Source organism: Nonomuraea sp. NPDC054003 (genome assembly GCF_055585125.1).
In genome coordinates this window covers 75,828-99,479 of the sequence record NZ_JBVJKR010000022.1, presented here as the reverse complement: position 1 = coordinate 99,479, position 23,652 = coordinate 75,828, and the positions used below count along the sequence as shown (strand labels likewise).

Below are 23,652 nucleotides of genomic sequence, written 5' to 3'. Positions count from 1 at the left end.
TGGCTATCGTGGCCGCCATGGATCCTGTGAGCGAGGCCCGTGCCCTGGTCGACGAGCTGTTCCCGGAGGCGCTGTACGCCCTGCTCGGCGGCAGCGTGGCGGCCGGGCGCCGGACCCCCACCTCCGACCTCGACATCCTGGTCGTCGTCGACGGGCTCGCGGCACCGTACCGGGAGTCCCTGCGCCGGCACGACTGGCCGGTCGAGCTGCTCGTGCACAGCCAGACCAGTTTCGGGGCCTGGCTGGAGCGTGACTTCGGCAACCGGCAGCCCGTGCTGGCCCGCCTCTGCGCCGAGGGGATCGTGCTGGCCGACCGGAGTGGCGGGCGGCTGGAGGCGCTCAGGGAGGACCTGAGAGGGCGGCTGGAGCGCGGCCCCGGGGCTCCGCACGACGCCGCGCTCGGCAGGGCCCGCTACGTGCTGTCCGATCTGCTGGACGATCTGGCCGGGGTGACCGACCCAGGCGAGCGGGCGTTCATCGAGTGGAACGTGGTCGAGGAGGCCGCGCGGCTGGCGCTGTCGCTGGGCGGGCGCTGGCAGGGCGGCGGCAAGTGGCTGCTGCGTGAGCTGCGCGCGCACGACCCCGAGCTGGCCCAGGCGCTGCTGAAGGCGCGGGAGACGCCCGGCGAGCTGGCGGCGGTGGCCGGAGGGGTGCTGGAGCGGGCCGGTGGACGCCTGTGGGAGGGATACCGGGCCGACGGCGACGTCTTCCACCGTCCGCTGCGGCACGTCACTCCTGAGGACCTGTCCGGGGCGACGGCGCAGAGCGCGGGCATGCGCCGGCTGGCGGCGGTCAGCGACGCCACCACCGGCTCGCGGCGGCTCTGGATGGGCCAGACGCACGTGGCGCCCGCGACCCGCTCGGCCGACCACCATCACGGCGAGTCGGAGACCGCCATCTACGTGGTGAGCGGCAGGCCGGTGTTCGTGTTCCTGGAGGACGGCGGGGAGCGGCGCATCGAGACCGGGCCGGGCGACTACGTGTTCGTGCCGCCGTTCGTCCCGCACCGCGAGGAGAACCCGGACCCGGAGCAGGAGGCGGTGGTGGTCATCGCCCGCAGCACCCAGGAGGCGATCGTGGTCGACCTGCCGGACCTGCGGATGCGGTGACGGCGGCCCCTCAGCCGCCCGCGCCGCTGACGCGGTAGACGTCGTAGACGCCCTGGATGCCGCGCACGGCCTTCAGGACGTGGCCCAGGTGCTTGGGGTCGCCCATCTCGAAGGTGAACTTGCTGACGGCCACCCGGTCGCGCGAGGTGGTCACGGAGGCGCTCAGGATGTTGACGTGCTGGTCGGAAAGCGTACGGGTGACGTCGGACAGCAGCCTGGGCCGGTCGAGCGCCTCCACCTGGATGGCCACCAGGAACACGCTGTCGTCGCCGGGCGACCAGCTGACCTCCACCAGCCGGTCGGGCTGCGACCTGAGCTGCTGGATGTTGGTGCAGTCGGAGCGGTGGACCGAGACGCCGTGGCCGCGGGTGACGAAGCCGACGATCTCGTCGCCGGGCACGGGGGTGCAGCACTTCGACAACCGCACCCACACGTCGGCGTCGCCCGCCACCACCACGCCCGCGCCGCCTCCGCCCCGGGGGCGGCCGCGCAGCCGGGTCGGCAGCGAGGTCTCGGCGATGTCCTCCTCGGCGCTCTCCACGCCGCCGATGGACGCCACCAGCTTCTGCACGACCGTCTGGGCGGCCGTGTGGCCCTCTCCGACGGCCGCGTACAGCGCCGACACGTCGGGGTAGCGCAGGTCACGGGCGAGCGCCAGCAGCGCCTCGCCGGACATCAGGCGCTGCAGCGGCAGGCCCTGCTTGCGCATCGCCCGGCCGATGGCCTCCTTGCCCGCCTCGATCGCGGTCTCGCGGCGCTCCTTGGAGAACCACTGGCGGATCTTGTTACGGGCGCGGCCCGACTTGACGAACTTCAGCCAGTCGCGCGAGGGCCCGGCGTCGGGCGACTTGGAGGTGAAGATCTCGACCGTGTCGCCGTTGCCCAGCCGCGACTCCAGGGGCACCAGCCGGCCGTTGACCCGGGCGCCGATGCAGCGGTGGCCCACCTCGGTGTGGACCGCGTAGGCGAAGTCGACGGGGGTGCCGCCCTCGGGCAGGGCGATGACCTGGCCCTTCGGGGTGAAGACGTAGACCTCCGACACCGACAGGTCGAACCGGAGCGACTCCAGGAACTCGCCCGGGTCGGCCGTCTCCTTCTGCCAGTCGAGGAGCTGGCGCAGCCAGGCCATGTCGCTGCCGGGCTTGACCTTGCCGACGGGGCCGGGCCCGCCGACCTCCTCCTTGTACTTCCAGTGCGCGGCCACGCCGTACTCGGCCCTGTGGTGCATGGCGTGGGTGCGGATCTGCAGCTCCACCGGCTTGCCCTCGGGACCGATCACCGTGGTGTGCAGCGATTGGTACATGTTGAACTTGGGCATCGCGATGTAGTCCTTGAACCGGCCGGGGACCGGGTTCCAGCGCGCGTGGATCGTTCCGAGCGCCGCATAGCAGTCGCGTACGGAGTCGACCAGGACCCGGATGCCCACCAGGTCGTAGATGTCGTCGAAGGCGACGTCGCGGGCGATCATCTTCTGGTAGACCGAGTAGTAGTGCTTCGGCCTGCCCTTGACCACGGCCCGGATGCGGGCCTCGCGCAGGTCGCCGGAGACCTTCTCGATGACCTCCTGCAGGAACAGGTCGCGCCGCGGCGCCCGCTCCGACACCATGCGCGCGATCTCGTCGTAGCGCTTGGGGTAGAGCATGGCGAAGGCGAGATCTTCTAGCTCCCACTTGATCGTGTTCATGCCCAGGCGGTGGGCCAGCGGGGCGAAGATCTCCAGCGTCTCGCGGGACTTCTGGTGGCGCTTGTGCTCAGGCAGGTAGCGCATCGTGCGCATGTTGTGGAGCCGGTCGGCCAGCTTGATGATCAGCACCCGGATGTCGCGGGACATGGCCACGACCATCTTGCGCACGGTCTCGGCCTGGGCCGCGTCGCCGAACTTGACCTTGTCGAGCTTGGTGACGCCATCGACCAGCGAGGCGATCGTGTCGCCGAAGTCACCGCGCAACTCGTCGAGGCCGTAGGCGGTGTCTTCGACGGTGTCGTGCAGCAGGGCCGCGCAGAGCGTCTCGTCGTCGGTGCCGAGCTCGGCCAGGATCGTCGCCACCGCCAGCGGGTGGGTGATGTACGGGTCGCCGCTCTTGCGCTTCTGGTCACGGTGGTGGTGAGCCGCCACCTCGTAGGCACGCTCGATGACACGCAAGTCGGCCTTGGGGTGGGTGGCCCGGACAGTGCGGAAGAGCGGCTCCAGCACCGGATTCATGGCCCCACCCCCAAACCGCCGACGGCGCGCCGCGGGTGCGGCCGGCGCGGCATCGGCTTGCGCGGCGGCACCACTCGCGTCCGTTACGTCGGGCACGACCACATCACGGGGCACTCAGACTCCTTACGTTCGAGTCCAGATCCCCAGTGTATCCAGGCGACGCACCCGGACCGCCTCGGGTCCTCTCCTCAGACGATCAGCAGGGAGCGGGTCTCCACTCCCGTGAGGCGCTCGCGCCCCTTCAGGAAGGCGAGCTCCATCAGCACGGAGACGCCCACCACCTCGGCTCCCGTCCTGCGCACGAGCTCCACCGCCGCCGCCGCCGTGCCGCCCGTGGCCAGCACGTCGTCGACGATGAGCACCCGGTCGCCGGGCGAGAAAGCGTCGTCGTGCACCTCGATGGTCGCCGAACCGTATTCCAGATCGTAGGACTCTTCGAGCACGGCGGCAGGCAGTTTGCCCTTCTTACGCACAGGTACGAAGCCGGCACCCTCCTGGTAGGCCACCGGCGCGGCCAGGATGAAGCCGCGCGCCTCGATGCCCACGATCTTGTCGGCCTCGAACCCGTCGGCCAGGGCGTCCACCACGGCGCAGAACACGGCGTGGTCGGCGAGCAGCGGGGTGATGTCCTTGAACACCACGCCGGGCTTGGGGTAGTCGGGCACGTCCCGGATGCGGTCCAGGATCAGCGCGGTCAGGTCGCTCATGAGGTGCTCCTCGGAGGGGTCAAGGTGGGTGGCGACGTGGAGGGGTCCGCGTCCGCCGGGCTTCATGATGGCGCATTCCCGCCCCTGACGTCCCCACGGCTGCGCCCCCGCCCGGGAGGGACGGGGGCGCGTGCGGACAGGTCAGCCCTTGGCCGCGGCGGCGCGCCTGGCGCCCTTGCCGCCGCCGGTGGAGGCGAGCCTCCTGGCGATGGCCTGGTACTTCGGCTCCCGCTCCTTGAGCGTCACCAGCAGCGGCGTGGCCACGCAGATCGACGAGTAGGTGCCGACCACCATGCCGACGAACAGGGCCAGCGCGAGGTCCTTCAGCGTGCCGGCGCCGAGCACGGTGGTGCCGATGAACAGGATCGCCGCCACCGGCAGGATCGCGACCAGCGACGTGTTCAGCGAGCGGATCAGCGTGTGGTTGAGCGCGTCGTTGGCGGCCATCGAGTAGGTCTGCTTCGACGTGGTGCCGAGCTTGGCCGTGACCTCCTTGATCATGTCGAACACCACGACCGCGTCGTAGAGCGAGTAACCCAGGATGGTCAGGAAGCCCAGCAGCGTCGCCGGGGTGACCTCGAACCCGGACCAGGCGTAGACGCCGGCCGTGATGACGAGGTCGTGCAGCAGCGCGACGATCGCGGCGAGCGCCATCTTCGGCTCGAACGCCATCGACAGGTAGGCGATGATCGCCACCATGAACGCGACCAGGCCCCACAGCGCCTTGGTGGAGACCTCACCGCCCCACGAGGCGCCGATCGACTGCACGTTGACCTGCTCGACCGGGGTGCCGAACTCCTTGGAGATCACGTCCTGCATCCGCAGGCTCTGGGCCTCGACGAGCGTCTCGGTCGTGACGCGGTAGCGGTCGCCGGCGGTCTGCACGATCGGCTGGTGGATGCCCTGCTCGCTGAACGTCTCGCGCACCTCCTGGACGCTGACGGTCTGCGTCGGCTGGAAGGAGAAGACCGAGCCGCCCTTGAACTCGACGCCCAGGTTGAGCCCGTTCCAGAGCAGGCCGGCGAAGGAGATCACCAGCAGGATGGCGGACAGGCTGTACCACAGCCGCCACTTCCCGACGAAGTCGACGTCGATCTCGCCCCGGTAGAGGCGTCGCCCCAGTCCCATCTCAGGCCTCCCGCGGGGTGGTCTTGCGGACGGATCCGCTGGTGTCGGCCACGCTCATGCGCTCGGCGTCCAGGCCGGACAGCGGATGACCCTTGGCGAAGAACTTCAGTCTGGCCAGCAGCGCGATGAAGGGCTTGGTGAACATGAACACCACGACGACGTCGATCAGCGTGGTCAGACCCATCGCGAAGGCGAAGCCGGCGACGCCGCCCACCGACAGCAGGTAGAGCACGATCGCGGCGATGAACATGACGGCGTCGGCGATCAGGATCGTGCGCCGGGCGCGGACCCAGGCCACTTCGACGGCCGCGCGGAGAGTCCGCCGGCCCTCCTTCATCTCGTCGCGTATGCGTTCGAAGTACACGATGAAGGAGTCGGCGGTGATGCCGATGGAGACCACCAGGCCGATGATGTGCGGCAGGGAGAGCCGGAAACCGGCGTTCTGCCCCAGCACGACCACCGCGGTGTAGGTCAGGATCGAGGCGACCACGAGGCTCAGCACGGCCACGATGCCGAGGCCGCGGTAGTAGAGCAGGCAGTAGACGACCACGAGGGCCAGGCCGATGACGCCGGAGATGAGGCCGCCCTGGAGCTGGTCCTGGCCGAGCGTCGAGGAGACCGTGTCGATGGAGCTGCGCTCGAACTTCAGCGGAAGCGCGCCGTACTTGAGCTGCTCGGCGAGTTCGGTGGCGGACTGCTGGTCGAACTGGCCGGTGATCTCGGCGCGGCCGCCGGGAATCGGGCTGATGATGTTGGGAGCGGTGATGACGACGCCGTCGAGGACCACCGCGACCTTGTTGCGCGGTTCCTGCGAGTTGTAGGCGGTGGAGGTGAGCTTGCTCCACTCCTGGGCGCCGGCGCTCTTGAAGTCGAGCTGGACCACCCATTCGGTGGTGCCCTGCTGGACTCCGGCTGTGGCGGTGCTGATGTCGGTGCCGACGACCTTCGCTACGTCGAGGACGTACTTGAAGCTGCCGTTGGACTCACACGCGGCGTACTGCTTGCCGGGGTCGTCCTGGACTCCCTGGCCTCGGTTCTTCGGGTCGGTGCAGTCGAGCGCGGCGTACTGCTTGAGCACGGCCGGGTCGATGCCCTTGGTGTCGATCTGCGGGTTGGGGGTCTGAGCGTTGGGATCTGGTGCGGGCTCGTCGGTCGCTGACGGCGACGGTGTCGACTTCTTGTCCCTGTTGCCCCTGTCGCCCTGAGAGGGAGTCGGGGAAGTCGACGGCGCCGGGTCGGTCAGCGCCGACGAGAGCGCCTTCCCGGTCGGAGAGACTGACGGTGACCCCGAAGGCTGCGGCCTGGCCGACTGGCTCGGCGCGACCGACGGCGTCGACGACGACGGGGCCGTCGACGCCGTCGGGGAGACGTCCGGACTGGGCGCCTCGGTGGCGAGCTGTTCCTGCGCGATCGGAGTCATCTCCATCGCCAGGACCTGCCGGAAGCGGAGCTCCGCAGTGGTGGCGACCAGCTTGATGGCCTCGCTCTGCCCGACGCCCGGGATGGAGATGATGATGTTGTCGCCTGACTTGGCGACCTCGGCGTCGGAGATGCCGGTGCCGTTGACCCGGTCGCGGATGATGTTGACCGCGCGGTCGAGGATCTCCTCAGGAGGAGAGGCACCGTCCTGGGTGACCGGTGACAGTGTCACCGTCGTACCGCCGGCGAGATCGAGTCCTAGTTTCGGCGTGAACGCCTTCTGCAAGAACATCGTCCCGCCCAGGGCGAGGATGAGCGCCAGGAGCAGCAGGAGCGTTCGCCCCGGCTTGCTGTGGCTGCTGGTCGGTCGGGCCACTGGTCGTCAGTTCTTTCGGATTGGGGTCATGGGTTCAGGACTTCTTGCGGGAGTCCTGGTCGTCGTTGTGCTCCGCGCTCGTGTCACCGTCGGCCGGCTCGTCGGCGATGGGCTCGTCGGCCACCGGGTCACCCGGCGTGACGATACGGCCGATGGCGGCCTTGACCCAGCGCGTCTCGATGTTGGGCGCGATCTCGAGGACGACATCTTCATTGTCCACCGCGACGACGGTGCCGAACAGGCCTGTCGTCGTCATGACACGAGTGCCCGGCGTCAACGAGTTCTGCATCTGGATCGCCTCCTGCTGGCGCTTGCGCTGCGGGCGAATCAGCAGGAAGTAGAACACCACCACCAGAAGGATCAGCGGCGCGATGCTCATGAGTTGGTCCATCAGGGGCGACCTTCCATCGTCGTACAGTGAGTTGACACCGGCTTCCCGCCGGAAATTCCGCGGTTGCGGGCGGCGCCGCTCAGCGCATCAGCCTACACAGCCAGCCAAGCCACGGAGTGTAGGCGCTTGTTGCGAAACGCGGCAACGAGGCAGCGTTTCGGCGCGCGGGGAAGTTCCCGATTCGCATTGGTTGCAACCGATTCGTGATCAGGTGGAGGGTCCGGCACCGAACGCGTCGGGCGGTGGCGTCATGCCGAGGTGCGTCCAGGCGGCGGCGGTGGCGACCCGGCCGCGCGGGGTGCGCGCGATCAGGCCCTGCCGCACCAGGAACGGCTCGGCCACCACCTCGACGGTCTCCGGCTCCTCCCCCACGGACACGGCGAGGGTGGACAGGCCGACGGGGCCGCCGCCGAACTTGCGCAGCAGCGCGCCGAGCACCGCCCGGTCGAGCCGGTCGAGCCCCTCGCCGTCGACCTCGTACAGCTCCAGCGCCCTGGCCGCCACCGCGCGGTCGACCACGCCGCCGGCGCGCACGTCGGCGTAGTCGCGCACGCGGCGCAGCAGCCGGTTGGCGATGCGGGGGGTGCCGCGCGAGCGCCTGGCGATCTCGTTGGCGGCGTCGTCGGGCAGCTCGACGGCGAGCAGCGCGGCCGAGCGGCGCAGCACCTGCTCCAGCTCGCCGGTCTCGTAGAAGTCCATGTGGGCGGTGAACCCGAACCGGTCGCGCAGCGGCGCCGGCAGCAGGCCGGCCCGGGTGGTGGCGCCGACGAGCGTGAACGGGGCGATGTCGAGCGGGATGGCGGTGGCGCCGGGACCCTTGCCGACGACGATGTCGACGCGGAAGTCCTCCATCGCCATGTAGAGCATCTCCTCGGCGGGGCGGGCCATCCGGTGGATCTCGTCGATGAACAGCACCTCGCCGTCGCCCAGCGTCGACAGGATGGCCGCCAGGTCGCCGGCGCGCTCCAGCGCGGGGCCGGACGTGATGCGCAGCGGCGCGCTCAGCTCCGCCGCGATGATCATGGCGAGGGTCGTCTTGCCGAGCCCCGGCGACCCGTTCATCAGCACGTGGTCGGGCGGCCTTTGCCGCCGCAGCGCGCTTTCCAGCACCAGTGACAGCTGTTCGCGCACCCGGGCCTGGCCGATGAACTCCGCCAGCCGCTTGGGCCGCAGCGCCGCCTCGATCTGCCGCTCCTCGCCGTCGGCGTCGGGCGACACGAGCTCCCGCTCGAACGTCACGACACCACCTCCGCCGGGGATCGGGACGGGCCCACGCCTCCAGGGTGGCGGGTCATCGGACGCTCAGCGCCCGGAGCGCGGCCTTCAAGAGGGCGGCGATCTGCGGCGCGCGGCCGGCGGCCAGGTCGGCCTCCGCCTGGGGCTCGACGGCGGCGACGGCCTCGTCGGCGTCCTTGCCGGAGTAGCCCAGCCCGACCAGCCCCGAGTGGACCTGCTCGCGCCACAGGGTGTCCTTGCGTGAGCCGTTGAGCGCGGCGTCGACCGCCTCCGGGGAGGCGCCCAGGCGGTCTTTCAGCTCCAGGACGATGCGCTGGGCGCCCTTCTGGCCGATGCCCGGCACCTGGGTGAGCGCCTTGAGGTCGGCTCCGGCCACGGCCACGCGCAGGGCCTGCGGGGAGTGGACGGCGAGCATGGCCAGGGCGAGCTTGGGGCCGACGCCGCTGGCCGTCTGGAGCAGCTCGAAGACGGCCCGCTCGTCGTCGGTCGCGAAACCGTACAGGGTGAGCGACTCCTCGCGCACCACGAGCGAGGTGGCCAGGCGCGCCTCCTGCCCGGTCCTGAGCGTGGCGAGGGTGCCGGGCGTGCAGTGGACGAGGACGCCGACGCCGCCGACCTCGACGACGGCCGCGTCGGGGGCGACGGCGGCCACCCGGCCGGTCACGGAGGCGATCACGGCCGCACGCCCTTCCGCGAGGCGCGGGCGACGGCCTCGGCCAGGCGGTGCTGGGCGCCGCCGCGCCACACATGGCAGATGGCCAGCGCCAGCGCGTCGGCGGCGTCGGCCGGCCTGGGCATCTCGCTCAGCCGCAGCAGCCGGGTGACCATGGCGCCGATCTGCTTCTTGTCGGCGGTGCCGCTGCCGGTGATGGCGGCCTTGACCTCGGACGGCGTGTGGAGCGCGACCGGCAGGCCGCGGCGGGCGGCGCACAGCACGGCGATGCCGGCGGCCTGGGCGGTGCCCATGACGGTGCGGACATTGTGCTGGGCGAAGACCCGCTCGACCGCGACGGCGTCGGGGCGCACGTCGTCGAGCCACTGCTCGATGCCGGCCTCGATGCCGACGAGCCGGGCGCCCAGCTCGTCGCCGGCGGCGGTGCGGACCACCCCGACGGCCACCAGGCTGAGCGGCGCGCCCGGGCGCCCCTCGACGGCTCCCAGGCCGCACCGGGTCAGCCCCGGATCGACGCCCATCACCCGCACCGGCATGCCTCCCCGCCCCGCCGAACACTAGTTCGGCACGAGACTCTACCCCGCCCGGCCTGCCCGCGCACCGGGAAACGCCTGTCAGAAGTAGTCGAGCATGTACGGGCGAGCGGCGAACGCGGCGTCGAGCACCTCGTCGTGCCGCTCGTCGCCGGTCATGAGCCCGCCGCGCCGCAGCGTGGCGGTCGGGATGCCCGCGTACAGGGCCGAGAAGGCGTTCACGCTCAGCACGGGCGCGTCTTCCCCGGCGGCGTCCGCCTGGCCGAGCCGGGTGGCGGCGCCGGAGCCGCCCGCGAACTCCAGGCGCCACAGGCCCGCGTTGCCCGCCCGCAGCGGGTCATCCACCCGCACGACGACGGCGGCTCCGACCGCGGCCGGATAGCCCCTGCGCGCCACCGCTTCCACCAGGTCGATGACCCGGAACATCCACCGCACCTGCTCGGTCTTCTCCTTCGACCGCTCGCGCAGCAGCCACAGCACCGGGTCGTCGGGCGCGACCACGGCCTTGACCTGCTTGGCGACCGACGAGGACGTGCCGACCAGCGACCACAGCGCCCTGGCGGTGTCGGCCGAGCCGGCGACCACGCCGTCGACCTCGATGTCCTGGCCGTCCCACCGGTAGACGACGAACCCGTCGTCGGCCAGGTAGAGGAAGTCGTCCTCCTCGGACAGCCACAGCCGCCAGATGTCCTCCCCGTACGTGATGGGGCCGCTGGCGCGGGCGGCGCCGTGCAGCCGGTGCAGCAGGGCGATGACCTCGGCGGCGTCGTCGGGCCCCATCCGGCGGAGCTTGACGTCCTTGCCTGGCGGGATCGTGCGCAGCGCCTCGGCGGGCAGGGTCATCAGGTTCTGGGCGCCCGCGTGCTCGTAGCCGAGCGACCGGTAGATGGGGGTGGTGGCGGGATAGAGCGCCGACACGGCGTCGCCGAGCGCGGCGGCCCGCTCGATCACGGCGCGCATGATGAGGCTGCCGACGCCGCGCCCGCGGTCTTCCGGGCTGACGGTCACGCCGGCGACGCCGGACATGGGCTGCGGCCTGCCGTGCCACCACTGGGTGAAGGGCCGCAGCCGGGCGGCGGCCGCCATCCGGCCGCCGTCGAAGGCGCCCAGGTAGCGGCCCGCGGCCAGGGTCGGGTGCACCAGCTTGCGGAAGGTCTCCACGTGTCCGGCGGGGATGGGGCCGAAGGCGCGCTTGCGAAGGTCGAGCACGGCGTCGAGGTCGTCGGCCGTCAGGTCACGAATGTCCACAACCGTCCAACCTAAGCATCCGGCCCGTGCTCCCGCGACCCGATATCGCGCCCGACGGTGAGGGCGAGCCGGTCCAAGTACAGCAGTTGCGCCGCGACGGCGGCGGCGAGCGCGAGCACGATCGCGATCAGCGGTGTGGCGAGACCCACGTCGGCGCCGCCGCCGGGGAACTGGCTCGACGCCATGAACTGGGCGAGCGGCGCGGTGGCCAGGTCCGGCTGCTGGGTGACCAGGAGCGGCCAGAGCAGGTCCTGGGCGTTCACCAGCGTGACGGCGACGACCAGGACGCAGGCCATCGGGAACGAGGGTCTGACGACGCCTGAGAGCAGGTCGCCGGTGTTGCGCTCGGCCAGGCCCTTGCAGAGCAGGGTGAGGATGACCAGGGCGGGCACGCTGACGAGCAGCGGTGGCACGAGGGCGGCGACGGTGTCGACGAGACCGAGGCCGCGCAGGGTGTTCCAGTTGGCGATGCTGAGCGGGCCCGCGCCGACGAACAGCCAGGGGGCGAACGGCAGCAGGAGCCACTCGCTGCGCCTGCCCAGCGGGCGCAGGCCGCCGATGCCGAGCGCGCCGAGATAGGCGACGCCGACGGAGACCAGCGCGCCGGCGAAGGCGGGCAGCCAGGTGTTCAGGTGCACGTTCCGCCCGTGGGGCGCGCCCGCCTCCGCCGGCTGGAGAAGGGCCGACAGCCAGGGCCGGCTCCACAGGAAGACGAGAACCGTCGCCACGAGCAGCGCGGCCACCCCGACGGCCATGCCCGCCGCCGAGGGCTTCCGGGCGGTGTCCGGCTTCCCGGCCCCGGTCTCGTACGGGGTGCCCGGCGCGTACGGGTTGCCCGGAGGGGGCGCGGCGCCGTACGGGACGGCCGCGCCCGGCGGCTGGCCGGACAGCCCGGTCGCGAGCCCGGCGTCCTGCGGCCGGGCCTGGAAGTACGGACTGCCTGGGCCCGCCGCGGAAGCCCGCGCGGAGTGATCCTCGTCCGGAGCGGTGGCGGGGGTCACGGTGAGGCGCATGCGGGTGGCGATCGCGAGGATGGTGGCGGCGATGCCGAGCACGCCGAGGATCACGCCCGTCAGGGTGGCGATCGCGGCTCCCATGCCCAGCCTGGCCGCCCGCCAGGTGAACGTGTACTGCAGGAGCGCGAGCGTCTGGGTGGAGTCGCGCGGCCCGCCCCCGGTCAGCACCAGCCCGAGCGTGAACAGCTGCAGCCCCGCCGCGACGGTGGCGAGCGCGACGATCCCGGCGACCGCGAGCATGGCCGGGGTGACGGTGCCGCCGCGCAGGGCGGGCAGGAACGCCAGGACGGCCAGCGCGCACACCACGCCGAAGGTGGCCGCGGCGACGATGAGCCGGAGCGTTCCCGGGGCGGTCGCCGGTTCGGCGAGTGAGCGTGCCATGGCCGTCAGGCCCTCGGCGTCCGGCCGGAGCCCGCGCAGCCAGGAGACGGCGACGGCGGCCGGCGAGAAGGTCACCAGGGACAGCGACAGCAGGATGCGCCCGGCCCGCCTTACCCAGGCGCCGCCCCGGTCGAGGGCGAGCGCCAGCAGCGGCGCGACCACCAGGGCGACGAGCAGCGGCATGATCGTCACCGACAGGGTGAAGCCGAGCGCCGGCCGGAACGAGTCGTCGCCGAACAGCCGGCCGTAGTTGCCGAGCCCGGCGAACGCGCTCGGCCCCACGAGCCCGCCCGAGCGCAGGCTGAAGCCGATCGTCAGGACCGTGGGCAGGAGCAAGGTGATCAGCATGCCCAGCACGGCCGGCATGAGGAGCAGCCAGCCCAGCACCGGGGCCGGGGAGTCAGGAGTGCGGGAGGTCACGACGCCCGACCCTATGCCGATTCCGGCCCGCCCTGCTACGCGTCCGGGAACGTGCCGAGCGGGAACGACGGCCCCCCTGGGACGGCCCCCAGGAGGTCGCTGACGGCACGCCGTGAGCCCTCGGCTACCCAGGCCGGACGACGCGCCCGCCTCCGCGCGACGGCGCGCTGAGCGCCCGCGAGGAGCAGGCTCGCGACGGCGGCCCGTCAGGCGTCGAGCTTCTCCATGACCTCGTCGGAGACGTCGAAGTTGGCGTAGACGTTCTGCACGTCGTCGCTGTCCTCGAGCGCGTCGATGAGCCGGAACACCTTCTTGGCGGCCTCCTCGTCGAGGGGCACGCTCATCGTCGGCAGGAAGCTGGAGTCGGCCGAGTCGTAGTCGATGCCGGCGTCCTGCAGCGCCTTGCGCACCGGCACCAGGTCGCCCGCCTCGCACACCACCTCGAACGACTCGCCCAGGTCGTTGACCTCCTCGGCGCCCGCGTCGAGGACGGCCATGAGCACGGTGTCCTCGTCGAGCCCGTCGCCGGGCACGATCACGACGCCCTTGCGGTTGAACATGTAGGACACCGAGCCGGGGTCGGCCAGCGAGCCGCCGTTGCGGGTCAGCGCGACCCGGACCTCCGAGGCGGCGCGGTTGCGGTTGTCGGTCAGACACTCGATGAGCACCGCGACGCCGCCGGGGGCGTAGCCCTCGTACATGATGACCTGGTAGTCGGCGCCGCCGGCCTCCAGGCCGCCGCCACGCTTGCGGGCCCGCTCGATGTTGTCGTTGGGGACCGAGTTCTTCTTCGCCTTGAAGATCGCGTCGAACAGCGTGGGGTTGGCATCCGGGTCAGGCCCGCCAGTCCTGGCCGCCACCTCGATGTTCTTGATGAGCTTCGCGAACAGCTTGCCGCGCTTGGCGTCGAGCGCGGCCTTCTTGTGCTTCGTCGTCGCCCATTTGGAGTGGCCGGACATCGCCTATAGCTCCCTCACCATGTCTACGAAGTATCGGTGCACGCGCGTGTCTCCCGTCAGCTCGGGATGGAACGACGTCGCGAGCAACGGCCCCTGTCGGACCGCGACGATCCTATCCCCAGGCTCGGCCCGCCCCAGCACGTCGACTCCCGGCCCGACCGATTCGACCCAGGGGGCGCGGATGAAGACGGCGTGCACGGGGGCGCCGGCGAAGTCGAGGCCGGCCTCGAAGGAGTCGACCTGGCGGCCGAAGGCATTGCGCCTGACCACCATGTCGATGCCGCCGATCGTCTGCTGGCCGGCGACGCCGTCCTCGATGCGGTCGGCCAGCATGATCATGCCGGCGCACGAGCCGTAGGCGGGCATGCCTTCCTTGACCCGCATCCGCAGCGGTTCGAGCATGTCGAAGGTCTCGGCGAGCTTCCACATGGTGGTCGACTCGCCGCCGGGGATGACCAGGGCGTCGACGGCGTCGAGCTCGGCCGGCCGGCGCACGGGGCGGGCCTCGGCGCCCGCCTCCTGGAGCATGCGCACATGCTCACGCACGTCGCCTTGCAGAGCGAGTACCCCGATTTCGGGCACGGTCGTCCTTCCGTCAGCTTCAGGGTGTCGTCCGTTCAACACCGCACATACCTGACATCTTCCTACAGAGCCAGTTCGGCGTAGAGCGGCCGGTGATCGGAGAGCGTGACGCCGTGGCCGACGTGGCAGCGGCGGACGGCGCCGGGCGGCGCGAACACGTAGTCGAGTTTCTTGCGCCTGCCGCTGCCCAGGTGCGTCCATCGTCCGGTGCGGTCGCCGCCGCGCTGGTCGCACTCCTGGTGACGCCGGTAGGCGGGGGCGACCGCGCGGCGGCCGGCGGCGGCGCCGGTGCGGCTGTCCGGCGGCGCGGCGTTCAGGTCGCCGCCGAAGACGGCCCGGTGGCCCTCCTTGTCGGCGACGTCGAGCAGCCTTCTGATCTGTTTGGTGCGGTAGGGGGCGCCCGGCTGCCTGTCGTCGTAAGAGGTGCCGGCCGACAGGTGGGTGTTGCAGGCGTGCACGCGGATGGCCCGAACGGTGGCGCAGAGGACGGCGCGGCGTACGTACCAGGGCGGGGAGGGCAGCGGGTGGACGCGGAAGTCGGCCTCGTGGCGGGCGACGGCGACGGCGACGCTCTGCGCGCCGCGCGGGCGGCCGAGGCGGTCGGGATGGCACGGGTACGGGACGCCGGCGGAGTCCAGCAGGCTCCAGGAGCCGACCGTCCAGGCGCGGCCGGTGCGGATCTCCAGCGTGCGTTCGAGGGTGTGGGTCGCGCCGGAGCAGAACTCCTGCAGGAAGATCACGTCCGGGCGGACGGGGGCGCCGATCGCGTGCCCGCTGATGTTCCAGGCCAGCTCCTGGGCTCCGGCCCGGTAGAGGGCGCACGCCGCGTTCGTGCCCGCGCACACGTTCCAACTGAGCACCGACAACCGGACCCGCCCGTCCGCCGCGACGCCCGTGACGGTCAGGGCCAGCGTGAGGATCAGCCGTGCGACCACGAACGCATCCAACCAGATGGCCAGACTCCCGCGGATCCCGTACGAGCAGACAGCAACCCAGCCCCACCCCGGCGAAACGGAGCCTGGGAACCCCACCGGCCCCATCACCGGGCGAGACCCGCAACTCCCGCTTCCGGGACGACGCCACAAGCGAGAGTCCGCGGCCCCCGACACGAACGTCACGAACCAGAGTCGGGAAAACCTGGTCTCGCGCGAGTGTCACCAGCCAAGGCCCGAAAACCCCGCCTTGGCACGGACGTCACAATTGCGGTCCCAGCTCACCTCCCGCGCGGACATCAAACCGCGGTCCCAGCCCACCTCCCGCGCGCACCTTCACAACGCGCCCCAAAACTCCACCTCACGCGGGCATCACAACCGTCCGCGTCCGAGAAGCCTCCCCGCGCGAGCGTGACGCGCCAGGACCCGAAAACCCCCACCTCGCGCGCGAGCGTCATGGGGCGATCCCACCTCCTCGAGGTCCTCACGGGCGAGGCTCTGGGATCCGCGTCGGCGGAGAACGCCGCGCTCAGGATCTGCGGGTAACAGCCCTCGGGCCTCACGGGCCGGCGTTGGGAATCCGCGTTGGAGGGAACGCCGCGCTCAGGACCCGTGGGGGCCGTCCCCCGGCCCCACGGGCAAGCGTGAGCTCGGGGTGGATGGTCGCGCAGTGGTAGCGGCCGGCCCCCGGGCCGCACGGGCGAGCGTCCGGGATCCGCGCCGGAGAGAACGCCACGTTCAGGATCTGTGGGTAGCCGTCTCCTGGGGCGGGGTTCCGCCCTCAGAGGGGTCACGGGCATTCGATCGCCCAGCGAACGGTGTCCTCGGCCGTCATCTGGCCGCTGACACGGGCCGACGGGTCGAATCGGCGCAACGCCCGGGATCCGGTCATCACGAAGGTGGCCTTGGTGTACGCCTCCGCACGGGGCTCGCGTACGGTCGGCGCCACCTTGCGGAGTGCGGCATCCCAGCTCCTGGGAGGACCTCAGAGGCGAGGGTCTGGGATCGCCACGCGGATAGCCGTCTCCGGGAGGGGAGGGCTGGAGGCGGGGTTCCGCCCCCAGAAGATCACGGGCGTTCGGTTTCCCAGCGGACGGTGTCCTCGGCCGTCATCTGGCCGCTGGAGCGGGCCGACGGGTCGAGCGGGCGCAGGTAGGTCTGCTGGACGCCCGGGACCCGGTCCTCGATCACGAAGGTGGCCTTGGTGTGCGCCTCCGCGCCGGGTTCGCGTACGGTCGGCACCACCTTGAAGTCGGCGGTGAGCCGCTCGCGCTCGACCCGGGTGATCACGTAGCCGCGCTGGTTGTTGTAGAAGCGCAGGTGGGGGTTGATGCCCAGGAAGGGATGCGTGGCGGGGTCGGAGTCGGCGCCGTCGCCGCCGCTGGTGATGGAGGTGGCGACGAGTTCGGAGCCGACCGAGGGCCCGGTCGGGTCGTCGTAGTCGAGCTTGAGGTCGGCGGCCCAGTGGGCGTGCACGTCGCCGGTGAGCACGACCGGGTTGCGCACGCCGGCGTCGATCCAGCCCTGGGTGATGCGCCGCCGGGAGGCGACGTAGCCGTCCCAGGCGTCCTGGCTGGTGACCTTGGCGGGGCCGGCGTTGTTGTCGCGCTGGGCGAAGAACACCTGCTGGCCCAGGACGTCCCACCGGGCGCCGGAGCGGCGGAAGCCGTCGAGCAGCCACTCCTCCTGCCGGGCGCCGGTGATGGACCTGGCGGGGTCGGCGGCGTCGGGGCAGTCGCGGTAGCCGTCGCCGCAGCCCTGGTCGTCGCGGTACTGGCGGGTGTCGAGCATGTGGAAGGTGGCCATCCGGCCCCACCGCACCCGCCGGAACAGCTGCATGTCGACGCCGCGCGGGATGGAGTCATGGCGCAGCGGCATGTTCTCGTAGTAGGCGCGGAAGGCGGCCTCGCGCCGGGCGAGGAAGTCCGGCTGCGGCCGGTCGGGGCGCTCGGGGATCTCGCCGGCCCAGTTGTTGTCCACCTCGTGGTCGTCCCAGACGACCAGCCACGGCGCGGCGGCGTGCGCGGCCCGCAGGTCGGGGTCGGTCTTGTACTGGGCGTGCCGGAGCCGGTAGTCGGCGAGGGTCTCGGTCTCCGGGCCCTCATGGTCGCGGACGTTGCCGCCGGGGGCCTCGTAGCTGTTCCTGGCGTACTCGTACTGGTAGTCGCCCAGGTGCAGGATGAGGTCGGGGTGCTCCTCGGCGAGCCTGCGGTAGGCGGTGAAGTAGCCGTGCTCGTACTGGCTGCAGGAGACGAAGGCCATCGCCAGCGGGCCGCCGTAGGAGTGCGGGTGCGGCGCGGTGCGGGCGCGCCCGACAGGCGAGACGTACGGGCCGGCGCGGAAGCGGTACCAGTAGTCGCGCCCGGCGCTGAGGCCGTCCAACTCGACGTGCACGCTGTGGCCCCATTCCGGCGCGGCGACGGCGACGCCGGAGCGGACCAGGCGGCGGCAGCGCTCGTCGGCGTACACCTGCCAGCGCACCTGGACGGGCCGGGCCGGCATGCCGCCGAGTCCGTCCTCGGCCAGCGGTTGCGGGGCGAGCCTGGTCCACAGCACGAAGCCGTCGCTGCCGGGGTCGCCGCAGGCGACGCCGAGGGTGAAGGGATCGGTGCGCGGATCGCGTGAGGCGAGGGCCTGCGCGGTCCCTGGGTCCGCGTGCGCGGCGGCGGGGACGGCGGCGGCCGCGCCGGCCGCCAGACCGGTGACGAGGAAGTGCCGGCGGTTGAGCTCGGGCATGGGAGGCTCCTGAGGAGGCGATCATGGCCAGGGGGACGTCCGTATCCTGACTGGTGATCCTGACTCCCGAGTGAACGCCGATCAACACAAAAATGGCGACATCCTTCGCGGATGTCGCCATTTTCGGAAATAAGCACCCACTGTACGGGTCACCCGCCGGACAAGATCGTCTCATCCGGCGGGCCCGGACACGGGGTGCGACGCGCCGGTTACCAGCCGCGCTCGGCCAGGCGGTGCGGCTGCGGGATCTCGTCGACGTTGATGCCGACCATGGCCTCGCCCAGGCCGCGCGAGACCTTGGCGATGACGTCGGGGTCGTCGTGGAAGGTGGTGGCCTTGACGATCGCGGCGGCCCGCTTGGCCGGGTCGCCCGACTTGAAGATGCCGGAGCCGACGAACACGCCCTCGGCGCCGAGCTGCATCATCATCGCGGCGTCGGCCGGGGTGGCGATGCCGCCCGCGGTGAACAGCACGACCGGCAGCTTGCCGGCCTTGGCCACCTCGGCGACCAGCTCGTACGGGGCCTGCAGCTCCTTGGCGGCGACGTACAGCTCGTCCTCGGGCAGCGAGGCGAGGCGCTTGAGCTCGCCGCGGATGGTGCGCATGTGGGTGACGGCGTTGGAGACGTCGCCGGTGCCGGCCTCGCCCTTGGAGCGGATCATGGCCGCGCCCTCGGTGATGCGGCGCAGGGCCTCGCCCAGGTTGGTGGCGCCGCACACGAAGGGCACCGTGAACTGCCACTTGTCGATGTGGTTGGCATAGTCGGCCGGGGTGAGCACCTCGGACTCGTCGACGTAGTCGACGCCGAGCGACTGCAGCACCCGCGCCTCGAGGAAGTGGCCGATGCGGGCCTTGGCCATGACGGGGATCGAGACGGCGTTGACGATCCCGTCGATCATGTCGGGGTCGCTCATCCTGGAGACGCCGCCCTGCGCGCGGATGTCGGCGGGCACGCGCTCCAGGGCCATGACGGCGACCGCACCGGCGTCCTCGGCTATCTTCGCCTGCTCGGGGGTGACGACGTCCATGATGACGCCACCCTTGAGCATCTCCGCCATGCCTCGCTTGACGCGGGCGGTGCCGGTGCCGGTGGTCGACGGGGTTTCGGGCGTGCTGGTGGACAACGGTCTTCCTCACGAGCTAGGGGGGAACGGTAAGTTTTCAAACCCATCGTAGGTCCTGAGGCACTTCTCCCCCGCATGCCACCATGTCACGAATGGCGCGGAGTTTTGTACGTCACGGCGTCACGGGCTTGCGGCTGGCGAGCGCCACCCAGACCTGACCGGGCGCGAAGTTCATCGGCTCGCCGCTCTGTGTGGTGAACGTCGTGCCGCCCTCTTCGGATTCCCGCTCCCACCTCGCCTTGTACGCCTTGCCGTCGCGCAGCACGATGGCCGAGCCCTTGCCGACCGTCTTCACCAGCGGCGTGTAGCTCTGGTTGGAGTCGTGGAACTCGGAGCGCTCGGTCTTGGTGTACTGGATGACGACCGTGGACGCGCCGAGCTGGCCGCCCTCCGCCGCCACGTCCTTCTTGCCGTCCTGCCAGATCAGCCACTGCTTCTCGTCCTCCGACCAGCGGAAGGTGAAGCGCGCGGCGGGCCACTTGACGGTGTACGACGTGCGGTCGACACCGCCCTCCGCGGGCGGATCGCCGAAGGTGAAGCCGATGTCGCCGGCCTTGCTCGCCTGGCGGGCGGCGGCCAGGAGCTTCTTGGGCCTGGCGAACAGGTTGTAGGGGGCGTAGCGGCCGGGCTCGCGGTAGTAGGCGCCGGGCACCCGGCTGTCGGAGACGTCGTGCAGCGACGCCTCGGCGATGAACGGCAGCATCTTGGTCTGCGCGCCCGAGTACGCGAACGCGGGCTCGCCGAACATGGGCGCCACGTGCAGGTCGGTGATGCGGGCGCTGCGGACCGGCCCGATCTTGGCCGGGATCTTCGAGGAGAAGACCGCGATCAGGCGGGTCAGGCCGGCCTCGACCTGCGTGACGTACACGATGTCGGCGCTCTTGAGACCCATCTGCGGCTTGCCCGCCGCGGTGTTCTCGATCTTGACGGCGAGCACCGGCTTCATCTTGTCGGCGGGCTGCCCGGTGAAGGGATGCAGGTTCTCCGGCGTCGGCTCCTCGGTCGGCGTGGCCGACTCGCTGGCCTGCGGGGCGGCGCCCCCCGCGGGCTCGTCCGACGAGCAGGCCGTGACGGGGAGCAGAACAGCCAGCCCGGCCAGCGTCACGGTGATCATCCGGGGTAGCCGCACCTGTACACTCCTCCGCTTTTGCCCAGAACGGATGGAAGCTTACCGGTCTCCCTCAAACCGGGTCATTCAGTTGCCATCGTCGCGGGCGGATTGTCATCGATCTCGAAGAATTGCGGATACTCCGTATGACCCGCCAGGCGCAGCGTGCGCGCCAGCCACCGCCGCTGCGCCGCCCGCGTGACCGCGACCGCGTTGTTGTAGAAGCGGCGCGAGTAGACCACCTTGGCCACCGCGGCGTCCAGCTCCTCCAGCAGGTCCTGGCCGCCGGGCGACTCGCCCAGCCTCTCCCTGAACCGCTCCTGGTCCGCCACCGCGCGCAGCGCCCCCGACAGGTCGCTCTCGGCGTGCTCGCGCTCCTCGGGACCGGCCATCCTGGCCTCGTGCGCGGCCGCCGCCAGCACCAGCGAGGTCGCCGGGTCGAGCAGCCGGGAGCCGGCCAGCTCCAGCACCACGGCCCGCCGCCGCACCAGCGCCGCCTCCAGCGCCTCGCGGGCCAGCTCCAGCCGGATGTGCAGCCGGTCCAGGCGGCCCGCCCGCCAGGAGATGTAGACGGCCGTGAGCACCACGACGATGCCCACGACCAGGACGATCATCGTGGGTGTCACAGGTCTTCCTCCACGCCGGCGCCGGCCGCCGTCACCGTCTCGTAGACGCGCACCACGTCACGCGCGACCGTCGACCAGTCGTACTTCATGACCGCGACCAGGGCCTCCTCGGCGAGCTTGGCCCGCCGGTCCGGCGCGTCGAGCAGCGCGCCCGCCTCGCGCGCCAGCGAGGCCGGGTCGCCGTTGGCGAACAGCGCGCCCGCCTGCCCCTCGCCGAGCACCTTGCGGAACGCCGGGATGTCGCTGGCCAGCACCGTCGCGCCGGAGGCCATGGCCTCGGCGAGGACGATGCCGAAGCTCTCGCCGCGGGTGTTGGGCGCGCAGAACACGTCGACCGAGTGGTAGGCACGGATCTTGTCGGCCTCGCTCACCATGCCGAGCACGGTCACCCGGTCGCGGAACTCCTTGCGCACCCGGTCGTAGACGTCGCCGGTGTCGCCGGGCCCGGCGATCAGCAGCTTGACGTCAGGCCGCTCGGCGGCCAGCAGGTTGAAGGCGTCGAGCAGGATCGGCAGGCCCTTGCGCTCCTCGTCCATGCGGCCGAGGAAGCCGATCGTGGCGCCGCCGGGCCCCCAGCCGTCGAGCGGCTCGGCGTCGGTGTAGCGGCTGACGGTCACGCCGTTGGGGATCACCACGGTGTCGCCGCCGAACTGCTCGACCAGGCTCTTGCGGGCGGCGTCGGAGACCGCGATGCGGCCGCTCAGCTTCTCCAGCGCGCTCTGCAGCAGCGGCTCGGCCATCGCGATCGCCCGGGAGCGGGTGAAGGAGGCGTGGAAGGTGGCCACGATCGGCCCCTTCGCCGCCCAGCAGGCCAGCACGCCCAGGCTGGGGATCAGCGGCTCGTGGATGTGGAGCACGTCGAAACGGCCGTTGCGCACCCAGCGGCGCACCCGGGCGGCCGACAGGAAGCCGAACGACATCCGGGCCACCGACCCGTTGTAGGGCACCGGCACCGCGCGGCCGGCGCCCGTCACATAGCCGGGAAGCTCGTCGTCGTCACTGGCCGGCGCGATGACGGAGACCTCGTGGTCCTGCGCCATGAGCGCCTGGGCCAGGTCGTCGACGTGCTGCTTGACACCGCCGGGCACGTCCCACGAGTAGGGGCAGACGATGCCGATCCTCACCGCGGGTCGTCCAGCCACAGGCGCTGCAGCATGTGCCAGTCTTCGGGGTGTTCGGCGATGCCCTTCTCGAAGACGTCGGCCAGGCCCTGCGCCACGGCCGCGACCTTCTCCTGGCGAGTGCCCTCCTCGGGCACCGGCACCTCCTCGTGGATGTGGATGCCCCAGTCGGCGCCGTCGAAGTAGACGACGGCGGGCAGCAGCGCGGCGCCGGTCTGCACGGCCAGCAGCGGCGGGCCGGCCGGCACCTTGGTGGCCGCGCCGAAGAACTGCACCTCGACGCCGCTCTTGGTGAGGTCACGCTCGGCCGGCAGGCACACCACGCCGCCCTTTCGCACCCGCGAGGCGAGGGTGCCGAAGTTGTGGCCGTCGCCGCCGGTCAGCGGCAGCACCTCCATGCCCAGCCCTTCGCGGAAGCGCACGTAGCGGCGGAACAGCGACTCGGGCCGCAGCCGCTCCGCCACGGTGGTGAACGGATGGCCGACGCCGACCAGCCAGGCGCCCGCGGCGTCCCAGTTGCCCATGTGGGGCAGCGCCAGCACCACGCCGCGGCCCGCGGCGACGTTGCCGTGGACGTGTTCGGCGCCGACCACGTGGGTGCGCCGGACGATCTCCGCGCGGTCGATGGAGGGCAGCCGGAAGATCTCGTGGAAGTAGCGGAAGTAGGACCGCATGCCGGCCCTGGTGAGCTCGCCGAGCTCGCTGCTGCCGGGCCGCAGCCCGGTCACCCTGGCCAGGTTGGCCTCCAGGCGGCGCACCGACCTGCCGCGCCGCCGCCACACCCGGTCGGCCAGGAACCCGAACGCCGCGGCCGTCGGGCGTTCGGGCAGGTAGGGGACCAGCGTCCAGCCCGCCGCGAACCCCGCGGCGACGACGCGATCGGTGACTGACGGCTTGCCGCTCATCGCTCCCTCGTCTGCCGGTAGACATGGACCACGCGCTGTACAACGGTGACGGCTCCGGCCGCCGCGAGCAACCACATGCCGGCCGCCAGCAGGTAGGGCACCCCCAGCCCGGAGAAGCAGGCGGCGACCAGGACCACCACCAGCCGCTCGGGACGCTCGGCCAGCCCCACGTCGCAGGTCAGCCCGAGCCCTTCGGCCCGCGCCTTCGCGTAGGACACCAGCAGGCCCGCCACCAGGGCGAACAGCGTCACGCCCGCCAGCAGGGCGTCACCGTCGGCGATGAAGTAGAGGATCAGCCCGGAGAAGATGGCCGCGTCGGCGACCCGGTCGAGCGTGGAGTCGAGGAACGCCCCCCACGTGCTGCCCCCTCCCCCGCCGAGCCGCGCCACCACGCCGTCGAGCAGATCGAACAGCACGAACACGGTGATCACCAGGGCGCCGGCGGTGAGCAGGCCCATGGGGAAGAAGAACAGGGCGGAGACCACCGTGCCGAGAGTGCCGATCGCCGTGACGGCGTCCGGGCCGATCCCGCGGCGGACCAGTGCCCTGCCCAACGGGGTGAGTATCCGGGTCACGGCCGGGCGCAGGAGTTTCAGCATCGCGATGTCGATCGTAGGCCATCCCGGCACCGGCCACTTTCTTTGCCCCGGCCCCCTTGTGATATCCGCCACATGGGTATTTGGTGAACACACCGCGTCCATGCGGTTTTCTCACTCCCC

Annotated in this window: 22 protein-coding genes; 1 reads left to right on the top strand and 21 read right to left on the bottom strand. The window is 71.5% G+C overall.

Annotated elements, in window-relative coordinates; all coding sequences use genetic code 11:
- Window positions 1–17: 17 nt before the first annotated feature.
- Complete coding sequence (locus ACZ6YG_RS40550) at window positions 18–1,109, top strand: cupin domain-containing protein (protein WP_466020884.1); 1,092 nt, start codon at window positions 18–20, stop codon at window positions 1,107–1,109.
- 10 nt (window positions 1,110–1,119) lie between these two features.
- Here the strand turns inward: ACZ6YG_RS40550 and ACZ6YG_RS40545 are convergent, their stop codons facing one another.
- The 21 genes from ACZ6YG_RS40545 to pgsA form a co-directional block, all read right to left on the bottom strand.
- Window positions 1,120–3,312, bottom strand: a complete 2,193-nt coding sequence (locus ACZ6YG_RS40545; RefSeq protein WP_148031193.1) for a RelA/SpoT family protein — start codon at window positions 3,310–3,312, stop codon at window positions 1,120–1,122.
- Between the two features lie 188 nt (window positions 3,313–3,500).
- Complete coding sequence (locus ACZ6YG_RS40540) at window positions 3,501–4,019, bottom strand: adenine phosphoribosyltransferase (RefSeq protein WP_148031192.1); 519 nt, start codon at window positions 4,017–4,019, stop codon at window positions 3,501–3,503.
- Window positions 4,020–4,160: 141 nt separating this feature from the next.
- Entirely contained in the window at window positions 4,161–5,147 is a 987-nt protein-coding gene (secF, locus tag ACZ6YG_RS40535) for a protein translocase subunit SecF (RefSeq protein WP_466020883.1), read from the bottom strand.
- Between the two features lies 1 nt (window position 5,148).
- Window positions 5,149–6,942: a protein translocase subunit SecD gene (secD, locus tag ACZ6YG_RS40530; protein WP_466020882.1), complete on the bottom strand. Its 1,794-nt coding sequence runs from the start codon at window positions 6,940–6,942 to the stop codon at window positions 5,149–5,151.
- A gap of 34 nt (window positions 6,943–6,976) precedes the next feature.
- Entirely contained in the window at window positions 6,977–7,321 is a 345-nt protein-coding gene (gene yajC / locus ACZ6YG_RS40525) for a preprotein translocase subunit YajC (RefSeq protein ID WP_246639244.1), read from the bottom strand.
- 219 nt (window positions 7,322–7,540) lie between these two features.
- Complete coding sequence (gene ruvB, locus ACZ6YG_RS40520; protein WP_271279058.1) at window positions 7,541–8,572, bottom strand: Holliday junction branch migration DNA helicase RuvB; 1,032 nt, start codon at window positions 8,570–8,572, stop codon at window positions 7,541–7,543.
- 52 nt (window positions 8,573–8,624) lie between these two features.
- Window positions 8,625–9,245, bottom strand: a complete 621-nt coding sequence (gene ruvA / locus ACZ6YG_RS40515) for a Holliday junction branch migration protein RuvA (RefSeq protein ID WP_219543323.1) — start codon at window positions 9,243–9,245, stop codon at window positions 8,625–8,627.
- Window positions 9,242–9,772: a crossover junction endodeoxyribonuclease RuvC gene (gene ruvC, locus ACZ6YG_RS40510; RefSeq protein WP_148034510.1), complete on the bottom strand. Its 531-nt coding sequence runs from the start codon at window positions 9,770–9,772 to the stop codon at window positions 9,242–9,244. The genes ruvA and ruvC overlap by 4 nt, the downstream gene beginning before the upstream one ends.
- An 84-nt stretch (window positions 9,773–9,856) precedes the next feature.
- Window positions 9,857–11,023, bottom strand: a complete 1,167-nt coding sequence (locus ACZ6YG_RS40505; RefSeq protein WP_364234424.1) for a GNAT family N-acetyltransferase — start codon at window positions 11,021–11,023, stop codon at window positions 9,857–9,859.
- 11 nt (window positions 11,024–11,034) lie between these two features.
- Window positions 11,035–12,840: a hypothetical protein gene (locus ACZ6YG_RS40500; RefSeq protein WP_466020881.1), complete on the bottom strand. Its 1,806-nt coding sequence runs from the start codon at window positions 12,838–12,840 to the stop codon at window positions 11,035–11,037.
- 206 nt (window positions 12,841–13,046) lie between these two features.
- The gene (locus ACZ6YG_RS40495) at window positions 13,047–13,799 is read right to left on the bottom strand and encodes a YebC/PmpR family DNA-binding transcriptional regulator (RefSeq protein WP_148031186.1); all 753 of its coding nucleotides are present in this window, start codon (window positions 13,797–13,799) and stop codon (window positions 13,047–13,049) included.
- A gap of 3 nt (window positions 13,800–13,802) precedes the next feature.
- Window positions 13,803–14,381 (bottom strand): pyridoxal 5'-phosphate synthase glutaminase subunit PdxT, encoded by a 579-nt coding sequence (pdxT, locus tag ACZ6YG_RS40490; RefSeq protein ID WP_148031185.1) that lies wholly within the window; start codon window positions 14,379–14,381, stop codon window positions 13,803–13,805.
- A gap of 62 nt (window positions 14,382–14,443) precedes the next feature.
- A complete protein-coding gene (locus tag ACZ6YG_RS40485; RefSeq protein WP_466020880.1) occupies window positions 14,444–15,316 on the bottom strand; it encodes an endonuclease/exonuclease/phosphatase family protein in 873 nt (290 codons plus the stop codon).
- Between the two features lie 787 nt (window positions 15,317–16,103).
- On the bottom strand, window positions 16,104–16,262 hold the full coding sequence (locus ACZ6YG_RS40480) for a hypothetical protein (protein WP_466020879.1): 159 nt from the start codon (window positions 16,260–16,262) through the stop codon (window positions 16,104–16,106).
- 119 nt (window positions 16,263–16,381) lie between these two features.
- Window positions 16,382–18,049 (bottom strand): alkaline phosphatase D family protein, encoded by a 1,668-nt coding sequence (locus ACZ6YG_RS40475; RefSeq protein WP_466020878.1) that lies wholly within the window; start codon window positions 18,047–18,049, stop codon window positions 16,382–16,384.
- 209 nt (window positions 18,050–18,258) lie between these two features.
- Window positions 18,259–19,173, bottom strand: coding sequence for a pyridoxal 5'-phosphate synthase lyase subunit PdxS (gene pdxS, locus ACZ6YG_RS40470; RefSeq protein WP_148031182.1), 915 nt, complete (start codon window positions 19,171–19,173; stop codon window positions 18,259–18,261).
- A gap of 112 nt (window positions 19,174–19,285) precedes the next feature.
- Entirely contained in the window at window positions 19,286–20,302 is a 1,017-nt protein-coding gene (locus ACZ6YG_RS40465) for a DUF3048 domain-containing protein (protein ID WP_261808499.1), read from the bottom strand.
- A gap of 62 nt (window positions 20,303–20,364) precedes the next feature.
- Window positions 20,365–20,895, bottom strand: coding sequence for a LemA family protein (locus ACZ6YG_RS40460; RefSeq protein WP_222709133.1), 531 nt, complete (start codon window positions 20,893–20,895; stop codon window positions 20,365–20,367).
- 8 nt (window positions 20,896–20,903) lie between these two features.
- Window positions 20,904–22,031 (bottom strand): glycosyltransferase family 4 protein, encoded by a 1,128-nt coding sequence (locus ACZ6YG_RS40455; RefSeq protein WP_148031180.1) that lies wholly within the window; start codon window positions 22,029–22,031, stop codon window positions 20,904–20,906.
- Complete coding sequence (locus ACZ6YG_RS40450; RefSeq protein WP_148031179.1) at window positions 22,028–22,933, bottom strand: phosphatidylinositol mannoside acyltransferase; 906 nt, start codon at window positions 22,931–22,933, stop codon at window positions 22,028–22,030. Before ACZ6YG_RS40450 ends, ACZ6YG_RS40455 begins: the two co-directional genes overlap by 4 nt.
- Window positions 22,930–23,532 carry a phosphatidylinositol phosphate synthase gene (gene pgsA, locus ACZ6YG_RS40445; RefSeq protein ID WP_466020877.1) on the bottom strand — a complete coding sequence of 201 codons (603 nt, stop codon included), beginning with the start codon at window positions 23,530–23,532 and terminating at the stop codon, window positions 22,930–22,932. The genes ACZ6YG_RS40450 and pgsA overlap by 4 nt, the downstream gene beginning before the upstream one ends.
- Window positions 23,533–23,652 lie beyond the last annotated feature (120 nt).